General features: G+C 46.7%; 17 protein-coding genes. 4 read left to right on the forward strand and 13 right to left on the reverse strand.

Features of this window, described 5'->3' with window-relative positions; genetic code table 11:
* Positions 1–5 precede the first annotated feature (5 nt).
* The 4 genes from rpsO to JAO78_RS10100 all read left to right on the forward strand — a co-directional run bounded on the left by rpsO (position 6) and on the right by JAO78_RS10100 (position 4,650).
* Positions 6–275, forward strand: coding sequence for a 30S ribosomal protein S15 (gene rpsO, locus JAO78_RS10085; protein WP_226751218.1), 270 nt, complete (start codon positions 6–8; stop codon positions 273–275).
* A 173-nt stretch (positions 276–448) separates the two neighbouring features.
* Positions 449–2,569 (forward strand): polyribonucleotide nucleotidyltransferase, encoded by a 2,121-nt coding sequence (gene pnp / locus JAO78_RS10090; protein ID WP_226751219.1) that lies wholly within the window; start codon positions 449–451, stop codon positions 2,567–2,569.
* A gap of 1 nt (position 2,570) precedes the next feature.
* Positions 2,571–3,467, forward strand: a complete 897-nt coding sequence (gene nlpI / locus JAO78_RS10095) for a lipoprotein NlpI (protein WP_226751220.1) — start codon at positions 2,571–2,573, stop codon at positions 3,465–3,467.
* Positions 3,445–4,650, forward strand: a complete 1,206-nt coding sequence (locus tag JAO78_RS10100) for a hypothetical protein (protein WP_226751221.1) — start codon at positions 3,445–3,447, stop codon at positions 4,648–4,650. Before nlpI ends, JAO78_RS10100 begins: the two co-directional genes overlap by 23 nt.
* Here JAO78_RS10100 and JAO78_RS10105 read toward each other — a convergent pair.
* The 13 genes from JAO78_RS10105 to JAO78_RS10165 form a co-directional block, all read right to left on the reverse strand.
* The gene (locus JAO78_RS10105) at positions 4,647–5,006 is read right to left on the reverse strand and encodes a PilZ domain-containing protein (RefSeq protein WP_226751222.1); all 360 of its coding nucleotides are present in this window, start codon (positions 5,004–5,006) and stop codon (positions 4,647–4,649) included. The genes JAO78_RS10100 and JAO78_RS10105 overlap by 4 nt on opposite strands.
* Before the next feature lie 208 nt (positions 5,007–5,214).
* Positions 5,215–6,192 (reverse strand): lipoyl synthase, encoded by a 978-nt coding sequence (gene lipA / locus JAO78_RS10110; protein WP_226751223.1) that lies wholly within the window; start codon positions 6,190–6,192, stop codon positions 5,215–5,217.
* 1 nt (position 6,193) lies between these two features.
* Entirely contained in the window at positions 6,194–6,847 is a 654-nt protein-coding gene (lipB, locus tag JAO78_RS10115) for a lipoyl(octanoyl) transferase LipB (RefSeq protein WP_226751224.1), read from the reverse strand.
* A 77-nt stretch (positions 6,848–6,924) separates the two neighbouring features.
* Positions 6,925–7,206: a DUF493 family protein YbeD gene (gene ybeD / locus JAO78_RS10120; RefSeq protein ID WP_226751225.1), complete on the reverse strand. Its 282-nt coding sequence runs from the start codon at positions 7,204–7,206 to the stop codon at positions 6,925–6,927.
* 84 nt (positions 7,207–7,290) lie between these two features.
* A complete protein-coding gene (locus tag JAO78_RS10125; RefSeq protein WP_226751226.1) occupies positions 7,291–8,454 on the reverse strand; it encodes a serine hydrolase in 1,164 nt (387 codons plus the stop codon).
* A 39-nt stretch (positions 8,455–8,493) separates the two neighbouring features.
* Positions 8,494–9,354 (reverse strand): septal ring lytic transglycosylase RlpA family protein, encoded by an 861-nt coding sequence (locus tag JAO78_RS10130; RefSeq protein WP_226751227.1) that lies wholly within the window; start codon positions 9,352–9,354, stop codon positions 8,494–8,496.
* Position 9,355: 1 nt separating this feature from the next.
* Positions 9,356–10,477: a rod shape-determining protein RodA gene (gene rodA / locus JAO78_RS10135; protein WP_226751228.1), complete on the reverse strand. Its 1,122-nt coding sequence runs from the start codon at positions 10,475–10,477 to the stop codon at positions 9,356–9,358.
* Complete coding sequence (gene mrdA / locus JAO78_RS10140; protein WP_226751229.1) at positions 10,470–12,341, reverse strand: penicillin-binding protein 2; 1,872 nt, start codon at positions 12,339–12,341, stop codon at positions 10,470–10,472. The genes rodA and mrdA overlap by 8 nt, the downstream gene beginning before the upstream one ends.
* A gap of 2 nt (positions 12,342–12,343) precedes the next feature.
* Positions 12,344–12,814: a 23S rRNA (pseudouridine(1915)-N(3))-methyltransferase RlmH gene (gene rlmH / locus JAO78_RS10145; RefSeq protein WP_226751230.1), complete on the reverse strand. Its 471-nt coding sequence runs from the start codon at positions 12,812–12,814 to the stop codon at positions 12,344–12,346.
* Positions 12,815–12,820: 6 nt separating this feature from the next.
* The gene (rsfS, locus tag JAO78_RS10150; protein ID WP_226751231.1) at positions 12,821–13,141 is read right to left on the reverse strand and encodes a ribosome silencing factor; all 321 of its coding nucleotides are present in this window, start codon (positions 13,139–13,141) and stop codon (positions 12,821–12,823) included.
* Positions 13,142–13,204: 63 nt separating this feature from the next.
* Positions 13,205–13,843 (reverse strand): nicotinate-nucleotide adenylyltransferase, encoded by a 639-nt coding sequence (gene nadD, locus JAO78_RS10155; RefSeq protein WP_226751232.1) that lies wholly within the window; start codon positions 13,841–13,843, stop codon positions 13,205–13,207.
* Positions 13,833–14,873, reverse strand: a complete 1,041-nt coding sequence (gene holA / locus JAO78_RS10160; RefSeq protein WP_226751233.1) for a DNA polymerase III subunit delta — start codon at positions 14,871–14,873, stop codon at positions 13,833–13,835. Before holA ends, nadD begins: the two co-directional genes overlap by 11 nt.
* Positions 14,873–15,286, reverse strand: a complete 414-nt coding sequence (locus JAO78_RS10165; RefSeq protein WP_229586371.1) for an LPS-assembly lipoprotein LptE — start codon at positions 15,284–15,286, stop codon at positions 14,873–14,875. Before JAO78_RS10165 ends, holA begins: the two co-directional genes overlap by 1 nt.
* Between the last annotated feature and the right edge of the window lie 10 nt (positions 15,287–15,296).

Consider the following 15,296-nt stretch of genomic DNA (forward strand, 5'->3'; position numbering starts at 1 on the left):
ATACCATGTCATTAAGCGCTGCCGTTAAGGCACAAATCGTTGCTGATTACGCTGTTAAAGCCGGCGATACTGGTTCACCAGAAGTACAGGTTGCCCTGTTAACTGCGTCAATCACTCACCTGCAAGGTCACTTTGCTGAGCACAAACACGATTTCCACTCTCGTCGTGGTTTGTTACGTATGGTTAGCCAGCGTCGTAAACTTTTAGATTACTTAAAAGGCAAAGACCAGGAGCGTTATGCTACTCTGATCGGCCGTTTAGGCTTACGTCGTTAATTATTAACGCTGTAATAAAAAGAGGCTTTTTAGCCTCTTTTTTTATGCCTTTTAAAATAAGTTAGTCCAAGTGTTGAACTATCTTTTGTAACAGGTTACAGAGTATACTGTGTAGGTAAAAAACACAGAGAAAAACATCGCAATTCGGCGATTAAGATTAAGGAAATACACACGTGACTCCCATCGTAAAATCATTTCAGTTTGGCCAACATACTTTCACTTTAGAAACCGGCGTAATTGCCCGTCAGGCAGATGCCGCAGTACTGGCCAGCCTGGGAGATACTTCTGTTTTAGTAACTGTCGTTGGTAAGAAAGAACCTAAACCTGGTCAGGATTTCTTTCCTTTAACCGTAAACTACCAGGAAAAAATGTATGCAGCTGGCCGGATCCCGGGTGGCTTTTTCAAACGTGAAGGTCGGCCAAGTGAAGGCGAAACTTTAACCAGTCGTTTAATCGACCGTCCGATCCGTCCCTTGTTCCCAGAAGGCTTCACTAACGAAGTGCAAGTTATCGCCACGGTTGTGTCGGTACAGCCTGAAATTCAACCGGATATCGTAGCGTTAATTGGTACTTCTGCTGCGTTAGCTTTATCAGGTATTCCATTTGCAGGCCCAATCGGTGCTGCCCGTGTTGGTTATATCAATAATCAATATGTGTTAAACCCATCTGAAGAAGAGCTAAAAAGCTCGAAATTAGATTTGGTTGTTGCCGGTACGCACAACGCAGTATTAATGGTTGAATCTGAAGCGGGCATCCTGTCAGAAGACGTGATGTTAGGCGCAGTCATGTATGGTCATGAGCAATTTCAAACTGCCATTACTGCCATCAATGAATTAGCGGCTGAAGCGGCAAAAACACCTTGGAACTGGCAAGCTCCAGCGAAAAACTTACCGTTGATCGCTAAAGTTGCTGAACTGGCAACGGCTGATCTGGGTGAAGCTTACCAAATTACAGAAAAAGCCAAACGTTACGAGCGTATAGCTGAAATTAAGAATGCCTTACTAGCGAAGTTAACAGAAGAGTTAGCGGAAGGCGAAGAGCTGAATAAAAACGAATTTGGCGATATCTTCCACGACTTGGAAAGTAAAGTAGTGCGCAGCCGTATCACTAAAGGCGAGCCGCGTATCGATGGCCGTGATCCAGAGATGATCCGTGGTTTAAGCGTAATGACGGGTGTCTTACCACGTACGCACGGTTCTTCTTTATTTACTCGCGGTGAAACGCAAGCGTTAGTCACCTGTACCTTAGGTACTGCGCGCGATGCGCAAAACATCGACGACTTGTTAAGTGCGAAAACTGATACCTTTATGTTGCACTACAACTTCCCGCCGTACTGTGTGGGTGAAACCGGTATGGTTGGTTCACCGAAGCGCCGTGAAATCGGTCATGGCCGTTTAGCGAAGCGTGGTGTGTTAGCCGTAATGCCTGACTTCGAAGACTTCCCGTACACGGTACGCATCGTGTCTGAAATCACTGAATCAAACGGCTCAAGCTCCATGGCTTCAGTTTGTGGTTCATCATTAGCCTTAATGGATGCCGGTGTACCTATCAAAGCGTCTGTAGCCGGTATCGCGATGGGCTTGGTAAAAGAAGGCGACGATTTCGTAGTCTTATCTGACATCTTAGGTGATGAAGATCACTTAGGTGACATGGACTTTAAAGTGGCCGGTACTACGGAAGGTATTACTGCTTTGCAAATGGACATCAAAATCGACGGTATTACCAAAGAGATCATGCAAACGGCGTTAAAACAGGCGAAAGCTGCGCGTTTACATATCCTGAACGTAATGGATCAAGCCATTAGTGGTCACCGTGAAGAGATGTCTGAATATGCACCACGTATTTACACCATGAAGATTAATCCGGAGAAAATCCGTGAAGTTATCGGTAAAGGTGGCGCAGTTATTCGTCAAATCACTGAAGAGTCAGGTACAACGATTGAGCTGGAAGACGACGGTAGCATCAAAATTGCTGCAACCACGGCTAAAGCGGCACAAATCGCTATCGACAAAATCAATGCGATTACTGCTGAGATCGAAGTGGGTACCATTTACCAAGGTGAAGTGGTGCGTATCGTTGATTTCGGTGCTTTCGTTAACGTGTTACCTGGTAAAGATGGCTTAGTGCACATTTCACAAATCTCGGATGAGCGCGTGCAAAATGTGGCTGACCACTTACAAGTAGGCCAAAAAGTTGACGTTAAAGTGTTAGAAGTTGACAAGCAAGGTCGCGTACGTTTAAGCATCAAAGAAGCGGCGGCTAAGCCTGCTGCTGAAGCGCCAACAGAAGCTTAACGTGAAAAGAGTGCTCTTACCGCTAGCCCTGATCACGGGGCTAATGAGCTTAGCAGGTTGCGCTCAGCAACCTGCAGTCACTATGCAACAAGCTTGGCTAACACCAGAGCCTTTGCCAGTGCCTTATCGTAATGAACTGGCCATTGCCCGTTTAACGGAAATTCTACAACGGGCTGAGCTGACTGATGAGCAAAGTGCCCAGTTGTTTTATGACCGTGGCGTGATGTACGACAGCGTTGGTTTGCGTTCGTTGGCGCGTTTAGACTTTATGCGCGCGTTGCGTTTTAAGCCTGACATGGCCGATGCCTATAATTTTATGGGTATTCATTACACGCTTAGCGGTAATTTTGATCAGGCGTATGAAGCTTTTGATTCTACGCTTGAGTTAGCGCCGGATTATGATTTTGCTTATCTTAATCGCGCTATCGCCTTTTATTACGCAGGCCGTAATGACCTTGCGCAAGCTGATTTTCAACAGTTTTTGCAAGCGAAGCCTGACGACCCTTACCGGATCTTATGGCGCTATATTGGCTTTGCCGAAACCGATGCAACTGCTGCACTAGCCAGTTTAACGACACAACTTGCTCGCTTAGAACCCACAGATTGGAGTACCAATTTGGTACGCTTTTATGCGGGCCAACTCAGTGAAGAAGCGTTATTGCAAAGCATGTTGCAAGATGTCAGCGATCGTAAACAGTTAGCGGAACGCCTATGCGAAAGCTACTTTTACTTAGCGAAATGGCATCAAGCCCAGGGTAATAATGCACAAGCGATGATTTACTACCATCAAGCCTTGGCAACCAATGTTTATGAGTTTGTTGAACATCGTTATGCACGATTAGAAATGGCGCGCCTTCGTGGTGAAGCACTCAGTGATGCCCAAGTTGATCTTAACTAAGTTAAGTCAGTTCTTGAAAAAAAGCCGGCTTGCTGGCTTTTTTGTTTTTCTATGCCTGTTGGGTTGTCAGCCGTCGTCGTCGACAACCGAGCAAAAATTACTGGCCAAAGCGCAAACCGATGCCGTAGCGGCTCGCACCGTGGCACAGCAGCGCTTGGCAAGCAACGAGTTAGAAGCCTCGCTGCAGTGGTGGCGCCATGCTGCTAAGCTGGGCGCGAGCGATGCCTTTTTACATGCTATTCAATTGCAGCAGCGGCTTGAAGGGCCTTTAGCAACCGCGCATTGGTTGCAACAGCAGTTAGTAGAGCAACCACAGCTAACCGCAGACTTACCGAACAGTATCTTGTCGGAGTTAGGCTTATGGCCAGAAAGCTCGGGTAATATGTCTGTTGCTTGGCAAAGCCCAACAGGTTGTCGTTTAACGCTGCAACCGGTTGTGACGCAAGCCGAGGGCGAACGTAGTTGGCACAGCCTGCAGCAAGCTTGGCAGGCTGATCCGCAATTGGCGAGTTTGCCGGTATGTTTTAAGCCGTTGCTGCGTATTACCAGCACCGTCTTAAATTGCTCAGAAGCGTTGGCTTCTCGAATACACTGTGATTATCAAGCGTTAAGCGACGCCGTGTTAGCGGGTGATTTTCAGCAGTTACTGGTGGTGGCTGGGCGCGGTATCGCCAGTTATAACAATGGTATTGTGCAGTTACCCGCACAGGCGAATTTAGCCTTACTGCGCCATGAGTTTTTACATATTGCTGGGTTTTTAGATGAATATGCGCTGTCAGCAATCAGTGCGCGCGAGGTATGTCGGGCGGGTCGTATAGCGCCGAATTTGTTGATCGGAAATAGCCCTGAGCTGGTTACCCGTTATCAACAGCAATATGCCATTAACAACCTTACTGATTTAACGCTTACGCCGGTAGACACTTGTCGCGCGGTGAATATGCAGGCTTATCGACCGATCGCGGCGCTTAACCCAATGCGCCATCTTGAGGCAGCATTACCGCCGTTATATTGGCAGCTGTTACAGCAGCAATTAGCACAGTCGGAGCAATTAATGCCCGTACAATATTATTTTGCTTTTTTAGCGCGGCAACAACAGGCGTGGCAGCACTGGCAACGCTATATGCAAGCGGCGGCCGCCTTTGGTTATCCTGCCGCGATTGCGGCGTTACAGGTGGAAGGTTAGTCCAGATTACTCAGCTCAGCTAATTCACGGCTTAATAACTCAGGATCACCAAGATTCAATTCTAATAAACGCCGCAGATGGCTGATGCTATCAATATCAATCTTTGTGCAATGTAGCCCTATGTAATCGGCATGCTCGTGTGCAATGGTGACTTGCATGGTCAGTACTTCGGTCGAGCCACTTAATTGCAATTGCAGTAACATAGGCTCAGTCGTGTTTGGCAAGGGCTCGCTAGGTTTTTTGACCAGAGCACCTTTTAACGATAAGTCAAAAATCTCGGTAGGATAGCGTTTACCCGCAGCTGCTAAAAAGGCTTCGCTAAAAAATCTTACACGCTTGTTATGCCGTTGCTCCATCATACCCACCTTTTAATTAGTTGTTTTAAGCTTAAACCATTAGCAGCTATAACGGAAATCGCTTTGTATAATTTAATCAGGCTCTGTCGATTTTATAAGGCAGTTAATAAGCGAGAGAGCGGTTGTCGCAACAGGCTTCTGATGGTGTATAAGCTTTATAGCAAAACGCCACGATAAACGCGGCGTTTTTTACTAAGCAAAATTTTATTTAGATTTTATGGCTAAGAATATCTTCACCCGCGGCTTGGCGATCAGCATGATAGCTTGAACGAACAAAAGGACCGCAGGCGGCATGTTTAAAACCGATGCTATCGGCAAAGGTTTTGATTTCATCAAACTCGGCCGGTGGCATATAACGTTTTACCGGTAAATGGTGTTTGCTCGGTTGTAAGTACTGTCCTACGGTGAGCATATCGACCTTGTGTTCCCGCAGATCGCGCAGCACTTCCAGCAATTCTTCTGTGGTTTCGCCTAAACCCACCATTAAGCCAGATTTAGTCGCGACGTTCGGGTGCGCTTCTTTAAAGCGCTTTAACAATTGCAGTGACCATTTGTAATCGGCACCCGGGCGAGCCAATTTATAGAGGCGTGGTGCCGTTTCCAAGTTGTGGTTAAACACATCCGGTGGGCTTTTGCTTAAGATGTCTAATGCCACATCCATCCGACCACGGAAATCGGGCACCAATACTTCAATTTTGATTTCGGGGTTGTATTTCCGGATGGCGTCAATACAGTCCGCAAAATGCTGTGCACCCCCATCGCGTAAATCATCGCGATCGACTGAGGTAATCACCACATATTTTAATTTCATATCGCGAATGGTTAGGCCGAGTTTTTCTGGCTCTTCGGCGCTCGGTGGTAATGGTCGACCGTGCGCAACATCACAAAATGGGCAACGACGGGTACAGATAGCACCCAAGATCATAAAGGTTGCCGTACCATGATTAAAACACTCAGAGAGGTTAGGGCATGATGCCTCCTCACAGACCGAATGCAAACCGTGTTTGCGTAATGCCCCTTTAATTTCGTCGATACGTTCAGAGCTTTTCGGTAATTTGATTTTTAGCCAGTCAGGCTTGCGCAGCATTTCTGCACGCTCGGTGGGTAACACTTTAACAGGGATCAGCGCCATTTTTTCGGCATCGCGCAATTTAACGCCGGGTTCCATACGTGCTGTTTTGGTCATATTAATTTTCTAACCCCGTTTTGAACACTGGTACTGTAATGGCCAAGTGCTGTTGAAATAATTCTGCGATCAGTTTACTCGCTTCGGCGATGCTTTGTGGTCCACCCAGATCAGCGCTACGGATCATTTGCATGCCGGCATACCCACAAGGATTAATACGTTGAAAGGGGGTTAAGTCCATATCAACATTCAGTGCTAAGCCGTGAAAGGTGCAACCCTTGCGCACGCGTAAGCCTAATGAAGCAATTTTAGCCCCATCGACATAGACGCCAGGCGCATCCGCTTTAGCCGCGGCATTAATCTGGTAGCGCTGTAGCAGTTCGACCAATATTTGCTCTAGCATGGTCACTAGGTTTCTAACACCAAGCTGACGCCGCTTAATATCTAATAAGACATAAACCACTAACTGGCCAGGGCCATGATAAGTCACTTGACCGCCGCGATCGACTTTAACCACCGGAATATCGCCAGGAAATAACAGATGTTCTTCTTTCCCTGCTTGGCCTTGTGTGAATACCGGCTGATGTTGCAATAGCCAAATTTCATCGGGTGTATCGCTATGCCGATTATCGGTAAATTGCTGCATCTGTTGCCAGATGTGAGTGTAATCTTGTAGTCCTAACTCACGGATCACAAGTTGTTCATTGACAGACACGGCTAACTCCGTAAAAAACTGGCTGCATTATAATGAATTATCTGGCTAATACGAACTTTATGGTATGTTTAGCTGCTTTACAGGACGTAACGTACCAGTTCAATTTTGCCAAGTTCGGTGTACAGCAATTCAATATGTTCTTTACTGGTTACCGTGACTTTCACCGAGACGGAATGATAATTACCTTTGGCGCTAGGTTTAACCAATGGGCTGTAATCGGTGGCCTCAGTATGTTGCTGGATCACCATCATCACATCGTCAACCAAACGGCTTTCTGCAATCCCTAGCACTTTAAAATTAAATTGGCAGGGGAATTCCAGATACTCATCAAATTTGGTGTTTTTTACTTCAGTAACCATGTTGTTGTCTCTTTTGCATTGTCTTAGGTATTTTAACAAAAAATCCCGACAGCTGCCGGGACTCTTTTCTTGCCGCACCTAGACTTAGTTGAATTTCATTTTAACGTAGTCAACTAACCGACTGAAAAAACCACCTTGTTCAACGGTTTCCAGTGCAACCAGCGGGTAAATAGCCACATCTTGCTCTGCTACCTGCACATATAACTGACCGACTACTTGTCCCGCAGATATGGGGGCAACCAGCTGCTGATCCAAGCGCACTTCGGCTTTTAAACTTTTACGCTGCCCGCGTGGCAACGTGATGCTGTTGGTTTTAGCTAAACCCAGCGCAATGCTTTCTTTGCTGCCTTGCCATATACGTTGTTCACTGATTTTTTCACCAGCTTGATAAGGGGCAAAGGTTTCAAAAAAGCGAAAGCCATAAGTTAACAGTTTTTTGTTTTCTGCGGCACGAGCGCGCTCGTTGGCCGTACCCATCACCACAGAGACTAAGCGCATATCTTCACGCACCGCTGAGGTGATCAGGCTATAACCGGCTTCTTTGGTATAACCGGTTTTAATACCGTCGACTTCTAAACTGCGATCCCACAACAAGGAGTTACGGTTTGATTGACGGATATTGTTGTAACTAAATTCTTTTTCAGAATACAGCGCGTATAAATCAGGTACATCACGAATTAACGCTTGTGATAACAAAGACATATCACGAGGCGTGGTGTATTGGTCTTCTAAATGCAGGCCGTGGCTGTTACTAAAACGGCTGTTGTTCATACCCAAACGTTCAGCATGGGCATTCATTAAATCAACAAAAGCGCTTTCGGTACCGGCAATATGCTCAGCCATCGCCACACAAGCATCATTACCAGATTGGATCATGATACCGCGGCTTAAATCAGCAACGGAGACCTGAGTGCCCACTTCAATAAACATTAATGATGAACCCGGAAAGTTTTTCGACCAGGCGCGCTCGCTGATGGTGACCATATCATCAAGGCTGATATTGCCTTGTTTTAATTCCATGCCGATAACGTATATCGTCATCATTTTGGTCAGGCTGGCAGGGGCTAAAGACATATCGGCGTTTTCTTCCGACAGAACAGTACCCGTATTATAGTCAATAAGAATATGGCCTTTGGCAGCAACCGTTGGCGCTTGTGGCGTCACCGTTTGTGCTGTTAATGAGGCAGTAAAACAAAGGCTGCTAATAGCCAGCGTAGCGGCAGTAATAAATTGTGGGTAACTAGTCATGGCACCTGTTCTTTGAGTTGGGTTTCCGGGTTACACATCTTAGCCGCATTGGCGGCCATCGATAAAAAAGGCTTCCGGGTAACTTGCTGACCGGAAACGGTTAAGCCAGTTTTGCGCTAATTGCAGATCAGCGGTTGGGCCAACTAACAGTCGATACAAGCCATTGCCGGCTCGCACTTCAGTAGGTACTGACCATTGCTTTGCTACCTGCTGCTGCAATTGTGTCGCTTTTTTGTTATCACTGCTGGCAAACAGTTGAATATAACATTGACGGTTAAGTACAACACCCGTGCTAATAGCACTGCTTGATTGCTGCGCCAGCATCGCCGGCGATTTTAACAGTTCAAGCTTAACCCTAGCTGTACCGCGCTGCAACATGCCTATTTTATAAGCAGCGGAATAAGACAAATCAATCACACGGTCTTGATGAAATGGGCCACGATCATTCACTCGAACAATTGCACTTTGTTTCGTGTCTAAATTAGTGACTCGAACATAAGAGGGTAAGGGCAGCGTTTTATGTGCGGCGGTCATGGCAAACATATTATAAGTTTCACCATTTGACGTGTAATGACCATGAAACTTGTTGCCATACCAAGAGGCAATACCGATCTCTTCATGCTCGGTGGCTTGTGCCATCGGTAAGTAATCGATGCCAAAAATGTTGTACGGTTTATTCCCCCCGCGACTTAATGGTTCCGCATTGGGGGTGGGATCGGTCATTTCTAATAGCGTCGGTAACCTATCGGGTTTGCTGTCGCTATCTTGCTGATAACGGCCGGCATTCGGCGACATTTGTTTTTCGATGCCGGATTGATTGGATGGCGGCGACTTGCTGCTACAAGCATTGAGCAGCAAGCTGCTTAATATTATTAAACTAACTAGGCGAATAGTGTTCATATTAGGTCTTGGCTATACTACGTTTATGCGTACTAACGGACATGATAATACCGAATGCGGCCATCATGGTTACCATGGATGTTCCACCGTAACTCACCAGGGGTAAAGGCACGCCGACTACGGGCAACAAACCTGACACCATCCCGATATTTACAAAGACATAAACAAAGAAGGTGAGAGTAAAGCTGCCTGCGACTAACTTACTGTAATTATCCTGTGCGCGGGCTGCGATTAGCAAGCCCCGGCCAATAATAAAAAGATAGATGGCTAACAACACTAAAACGCCAATTAAACCAAACTCTTCACTGAGTACTGAGAAGATAAAGTCGGTATGGCGCTCGGGTAAAAATTCCAGTTGCGACTGGGTTCCTTGCATCCAGCCTTTACCATCCACACCGCCAGAGCCAATCGCGATTTTTGACTGGATAATATGATAGCCCGAACCGAGCGGATCGCTTTCGGGGTTGATAAAAGTCAGTACGCGCTTACGTTGATAATCATGCATTAAAAATAGCCACATCACTGGGGCAAAAGCCGAGATCAGGGCCGCAATAAAACCGATTAATCGCCAGCTCATACCGGCCATAAACAACACAAAAATGCCCGCGGTAGCAATCAGGATCGAAGTGCCGAGATCCGGTTGTTTCGCGATCAGTAGTGTAGGGATCAAACACATCAGAAAACCCACCAGCAAATGATGCAATCGTGGGGGTAAGTTATGCGACGAAATAAACCAAGCAATAGCCATTGGCACTGCCAACTTCATAACTTCTGAAGGCTGAAACTTCATAAAACCCAAATCTAGCCAACGTTGCGCACCTTTACCCACGTGGCCAAACAACAATACACAAACCAATAGAAGGGTGCCGAAGATAAATAATGGAAATGACCAGCGCCGAATAGTTTGAGGGTTAATTTGTGCAAATGCGATCATCACGGTTAAGGCTAAGCCAAGCCGAATTAACTGACCTTCTAGCATGCCTTCGTTTTGCCCTGAGGCGCTGTAAAGTACAATCAAGCCGTAGCTCATTAAGGTCAGCAAGCCTAACAATAACGGCGTATCAATATGAAAAAAAGCCAATTTACTGATGCGATTAGGTGGATTCACTAAACTATTATTCATCGTTATTATTCACCTCAGCGCTAAAATAATAGTCGAGCATTTGCCTAGCGATGGGCGCTGCGGTACTGCCACCACCACCGGTATTTTCTACTGTTACCGCAATGACGATAGTGGGTGCGTCCGCAGGGGCATAACCAATATACATGGCATTATCGCGCAGCCTTTCGTCTAACTTATTCGCATCGTATTTTGCATCTTGCGCGATGCTAACGACTTGGGCGGTACCGGTTTTGCCCCCTGAGGTATAGGTGGCACCTTTAAAAGCATTAAAAGCCGTACCTTTTTGTGTGGTCACAGTTTGCTGCATGGCATCGCGTACCACTTGCCAATTACGAGGGTTCACAACCTGCATCACCTCTTGTGGTGTAGTGTCGATCGATTCTGTGCCCAAATCATTACTAAGTTCCCGCACAATATGTGGTGTGGGCTGCAGGCCATTATTGAGCAGTACGGCAGTCGACACTAATAGCTGTAGCGGTGTGATGGTCCAATAGCCTTGGCCGATACTGATGGCCACGGTATCACCATGGTACCAAGGTTGGTTATGCCGGGCGCGTTTCCAACCGCGAGAGGGCATTATCGTGTTTGATTCTTCATGAATATCAATACCACTTTTTTCGCCAAAGCCCATCTTTTGCATATAGTCAGATACCCGATCAATACCTAACTTAACGCCCATGTCATAGAAAAAGGTATCACAGCTTTCGACTATCGCGGTATAGACATCAACCCAGCCGTGGCCCCAACGTTTCCAGTCGCGATAGCGATGTTCCACGCCGGGTAATTGAAAGAAACCCGGATCCCAAATGCGCGTGTTGGCTGAAATCGTATTGGTTTCTAGCCCGAGTAGTGCTAAATGTGGTTTGATGGTCGATGCTGGCGGATAGACACCTTGGGTAACACGGTTAATCAGCGGCCGATCGGCTGAGTTGAGCAAAGCATTATAGTTTTTACTGCTAATGCCATGCACAAATAAATTCGGATCGTAACTTGGGTTACTGTAAAAGGCCAAAATAGCGCCATCTCGCGGGTCCATGGCCACAATGGCGCCACGTTTTTCGAGTAAAATTTGTTGTGCGGTTAATTGCAAGCCAACATCGATATTCAGCTTAATGTTTTTACCTGAGCTTGCGGGGACAGAGCGCAGCACGCGGATCAGTCGACCACGGTTATTCACTTCAACTTCTTGATAACCCATAATGCCGTGCAATTCTGTTTCGTAATAGCGCTCTAAGCCGATCTTACCAATATCACGAGAAGCAGCATAATTGGCCAGTTGATCGTTTTCTTCTAACTGTTTTAAATCATTGGTATTAATGCGGCCGATATAACCGAGTGCGTGGGTAAATAAATCGCCGAAAGGATAATAGCGGCTTAAGCGGGCTTCAACGGTCACCCCGGGTAAGCGGTGCAGGTTAACCGAGATGCGCGCTACTTCTTCGTCATTTAATTGCTCTTTTAAGGTAATGCTATTAAATCGACGTTGTTGGCGAACCTCTTTTAAAAAATTCGTTTGTTGCTCTTCACTGATTTCAATTAAGGCACTGAGTTCTTGCAGTGTGGTCGGCATATCACTGATTTGCTCGGGCACTAGCTCTAACGAGAATACTGGGCGGTTTTCTGCCAATAAGATGCCATTTCGGTCGGTGATTAATCCGCGATTGGGTGCCAGCGGCAATACTTTAATGCGGTTGCCTTCTGAGCGTGTTTGGTAAGCTTGATAAGAGGTGACTTGCAAGTGATACATATTGACCACGATCACCGCGAACATCAGCACCACAAACACCATAGCAAACACGGCTCGATGATTAAACAAGCGATGTTCAGCTTCGACATCCTGCATGGCCACGCGTTTTTTTAACATGCTTACTCGCGATGATAAGGGTGGTTGGTACTGATACTCCAAGCGCGGTACAAGGCTTCAGCCATAACCACACGCACCATGGGATGGGGCATGGTTAGCGCCGACAATGACCACTTGGCTTCACTGGCATCGATACAGGCAGGAGACAGACCTTCAGGTCCGCCGATCAGAAAACAAACATCACGGCCATCATGTTGCCATTCTTGTAGTTTGCCCGACAACTGCGGGCTACTCCAGTTGGCACCGGTAACCTCTAAGGTCACAATCCGACTACCTTTAGGCACGGCAGCCAGCATTTTTTCACCTTCGAGTTCTAAAATACGTTTGATATCCGCGTTTTTACCACGCTTGCCGGCACTGATCTCAATTAATTCAAAAGGCATATCACGCGGAAAGCGCCGCGCATACTCCTCAAAGCCGCTTTGCACCCAACTCGGCATTTTGGTGCCAACGGCGATCAGGATTAACTTCATACTAAGTTAACCGCCCCAGAGTTTTTCCAGTTGATAAAAGTTACGGCTTTCTTCCAACATAACATGGACGACAACATCTCCAAGATCGAGCAGCACCCATTCGCCTGATGCTTCACCTTCTATGCCTAGTGGCTGCACGTCGATTTTTTTCACTTCGGCGGCCAAGTATCCAGCAATAGACTTGGTATGGCGGCTAGAAGTTCCTGAACAAATTACCATAAATTCAGTGACGCTTGATTTACCGCGTACATCTAACGTGACAATGTCACGGGCTTTCATGTCGTCGATTTTGTCAGTAACAAAAGCAACCAGTTCGTTTGTTTGCACCCTTGATCCTCAGTAGCAATGAAAAAGCGGCATTTTACCACATTTTATCCAGGTAAACAGAACTCAACAGCCATAGAGTGCGTGTTGACGAATATATTCTAGAACTTCGGCAGGTAACATGGCTTGCACACGACGATCACTGGCAAGTTGTTGTCTGACAAAGGTGGCGCTTTCGTAAAAATCAGGGTTATCTAAAAGTAAAATTTTTCCGGCATCTTGTTGTTGCAGCTGGCTCAGCGTGGCGCCATAGCGTGCGAGTAACATGGGGGCATCACCTTGATCGGCGCTATACCCTGGGCGGCGACAAACAATTAAATGCGCCAGCTCGAGGATTTGCAACCATTGATGCCATTTCGTGAAATACTGTAAAGAATCCATGCCAATAATAAATGCCAGCGTGGTATCGGGTTGCTGTTGTTTCAACGCTCTTAAGCTATCGACGGTGTAACTTGGGCTAGTGCGGTTGAGCTCTAAGCGCTCCAGACGCATAGTCGGTTCGTTAGCAATAGCCAACTTTACCATAGCGGCCCGTTGTTCACTGCTCACGCCGGGGGTCGCACGATGCGGCGGCAAATGGCAAGGCATCAGCGCTAATTGCTTTAAAGCACAATGTTCAACAACGTAGCGGGCACAAGCCAGATGGCCTCGATGGATCGGATCGAAAGTGCCACCAAAGATACCGAGTAGGGGCTTAGTCATCATGCTGCTGCAAAGAAAAAGCGCGTGAAAGTGGATGACAGAATAAGGTGGCCAGATGGGCCAGCGCTAAACTGGGATCGCTCATTTTGCCGGCTTTATATAAACGATCAAAGGCTGCCAGCTCTTGCAGTAAATAATCTTGCCAGCGCAGCGTCAGCCTTTTTATCGCTTGCAGATACAAAGGTTGGCGTTTTGGCCAAATAGCGAGTTGTTTAAACATGGCGTTAGTATGACCACTTTGCTGTGCTACCGAGAGTTGGCGTAACTGCAGTAACTCTTTTTGTAATTGCCAGGCAATAATCACTGGCTCGGTATCTTGATCGAGCAGCCGAGTTAAGCGATGTAAGGCATCGGCACTGTGCCCTGTTAGCAAAGCATCGACCAATTGAAATACGGTAAAACTGGAGTGGTCAGCTAAAAAGCGACTAAATTGCTCGGCATCAATCCGTTCATGGGGATGGGTAAGGCAAAGCTTTTCTAATTCCTGGCGAGAAGCCAGTAAATTACCCGCACAATGTTGTTGTAATAATTGCAGGGCGTCACTGGTCAGTTGCAGATTTAACTGCTGGGCTCGTTGTTGTAACCATTGCCGCTGCTGCCGCTCATCTAAAGCATATATCGGCACTTGTACTGCGCTGTTCTGGAGTTGTTTAAACCAAACCAGTTTACTCACTTCACTATGATTACGATTGCCGTGCACGACTAAAATAATATCAGGGTGCAATTGTGCCGCGAGCTGTTTTAAAGCGTCATTGGCCGCAGCCGCTAATTTATTTTGCGCCAGTTCAAGCTCAATCAGTCGCCGCTCGGCAAACAGCGACATCGCGCTTAATTCATTTTGTAAATCTTGCCAATCAAATTGCGCATCGGCACTAAAGCTCAAGCGTTCTAAATAGCCTTGCTGTTTAGCGGCAAGACGGATTTGCTCGATGGCTTCGAGTTTTTGCAGTGGCTCTTCACCAAACAACAAATAACAGGGTGCGAGACCCTGTTGCAGTTGTGCTGGCAGTTGATTCGCGTAGAGTTTTTGCATTAGCCCAAACGCGCAAGCTGACGAATAATCCGGTTAGCCGCTTGTTGTCTCAGCTCCTTAAGCAGCAACTCAAGCTCTTGCGCTTTGGCTAAAGCCTGATTCGGATCGTCTTGATAATCGCGGAACAGTTCAAACTGATATTTTTGTGGTTCTTGATCTGGTAGTTGGATCTGATACTCCACTTTGTAGATCAGTTCGTATTCGGCAACCTGACCATTGGCAAACAGCGATAGGGTTCGACGCTCAAGTGTGTCTTGCTGTAAAACCAATGACGGCCGATTGCTTTGATAGCTGCTCAGCAGTTCAACGTCGTTTTGTTGAAAACGCTGATTAAGCAAAGCGGCTAACTCAGAATGCGCATCGCTTTGCAGGTAAATAGCCGGAAATTGACTTAACGGCAAGTTACCGCGCAAGTGAAAACCG

It is taken from the genome of Alishewanella maricola (assembly GCF_016343785.1).
GTDB lineage: Bacteria > Pseudomonadota > Gammaproteobacteria > Enterobacterales > Alteromonadaceae > Alishewanella > Alishewanella maricola.

What these genes read in the sequence shown, in the direction of transcription:
- rpsO (WP_226751218.1), top strand. Translation starts at nt 6, where the DNA reads ATGTCATTAAGCGCTGCCGTTAAGGCACAAATCGTTGCTGATTACGCT.
- JAO78_RS10100 (WP_226751221.1), top strand. Translation starts at nt 3,445, where the DNA reads ATGCCCAAGTTGATCTTAACTAAGTTAAGTCAGTTCTTGAAAAAAAGC.
- JAO78_RS10105 (WP_226751222.1), bottom strand. Translation starts at nt 5,006, where the DNA reads ATGGAGCAACGGCATAACAAGCGTGTAAGATTTTTTAGCGAAGCCTTT.
- lipA (WP_226751223.1), bottom strand. Translation starts at nt 6,192, where the DNA reads ATGACCAAAACAGCACGTATGGAACCCGGCGTTAAATTGCGCGATGCC.
- ybeD (WP_226751225.1), bottom strand. Translation starts at nt 7,206, where the DNA reads ATGGTTACTGAAGTAAAAAACACCAAATTTGATGAGTATCTGGAATTC.
- JAO78_RS10125 (WP_226751226.1), bottom strand. Translation starts at nt 8,454, where the DNA reads ATGACTAGTTACCCACAATTTATTACTGCCGCTACGCTGGCTATTAGC.
- JAO78_RS10130 (WP_226751227.1), bottom strand. Translation starts at nt 9,354, where the DNA reads ATGAACACTATTCGCCTAGTTAGTTTAATAATATTAAGCAGCTTGCTG.
- rodA (WP_226751228.1), bottom strand. Translation starts at nt 10,477, where the DNA reads ATGAATAATAGTTTAGTGAATCCACCTAATCGCATCAGTAAATTGGCT.
- mrdA (WP_226751229.1), bottom strand. Translation starts at nt 12,341, where the DNA reads ATGTTAAAAAAACGCGTGGCCATGCAGGATGTCGAAGCTGAACATCGC.
- rlmH (WP_226751230.1), bottom strand. Translation starts at nt 12,814, where the DNA reads ATGAAGTTAATCCTGATCGCCGTTGGCACCAAAATGCCGAGTTGGGTG.
- nadD (WP_226751232.1), bottom strand. Translation starts at nt 13,843, where the DNA reads ATGATGACTAAGCCCCTACTCGGTATCTTTGGTGGCACTTTCGATCCG.
- holA (WP_226751233.1), bottom strand. Translation starts at nt 14,873, where the DNA reads ATGCAAAAACTCTACGCGAATCAACTGCCAGCACAACTGCAACAGGGT.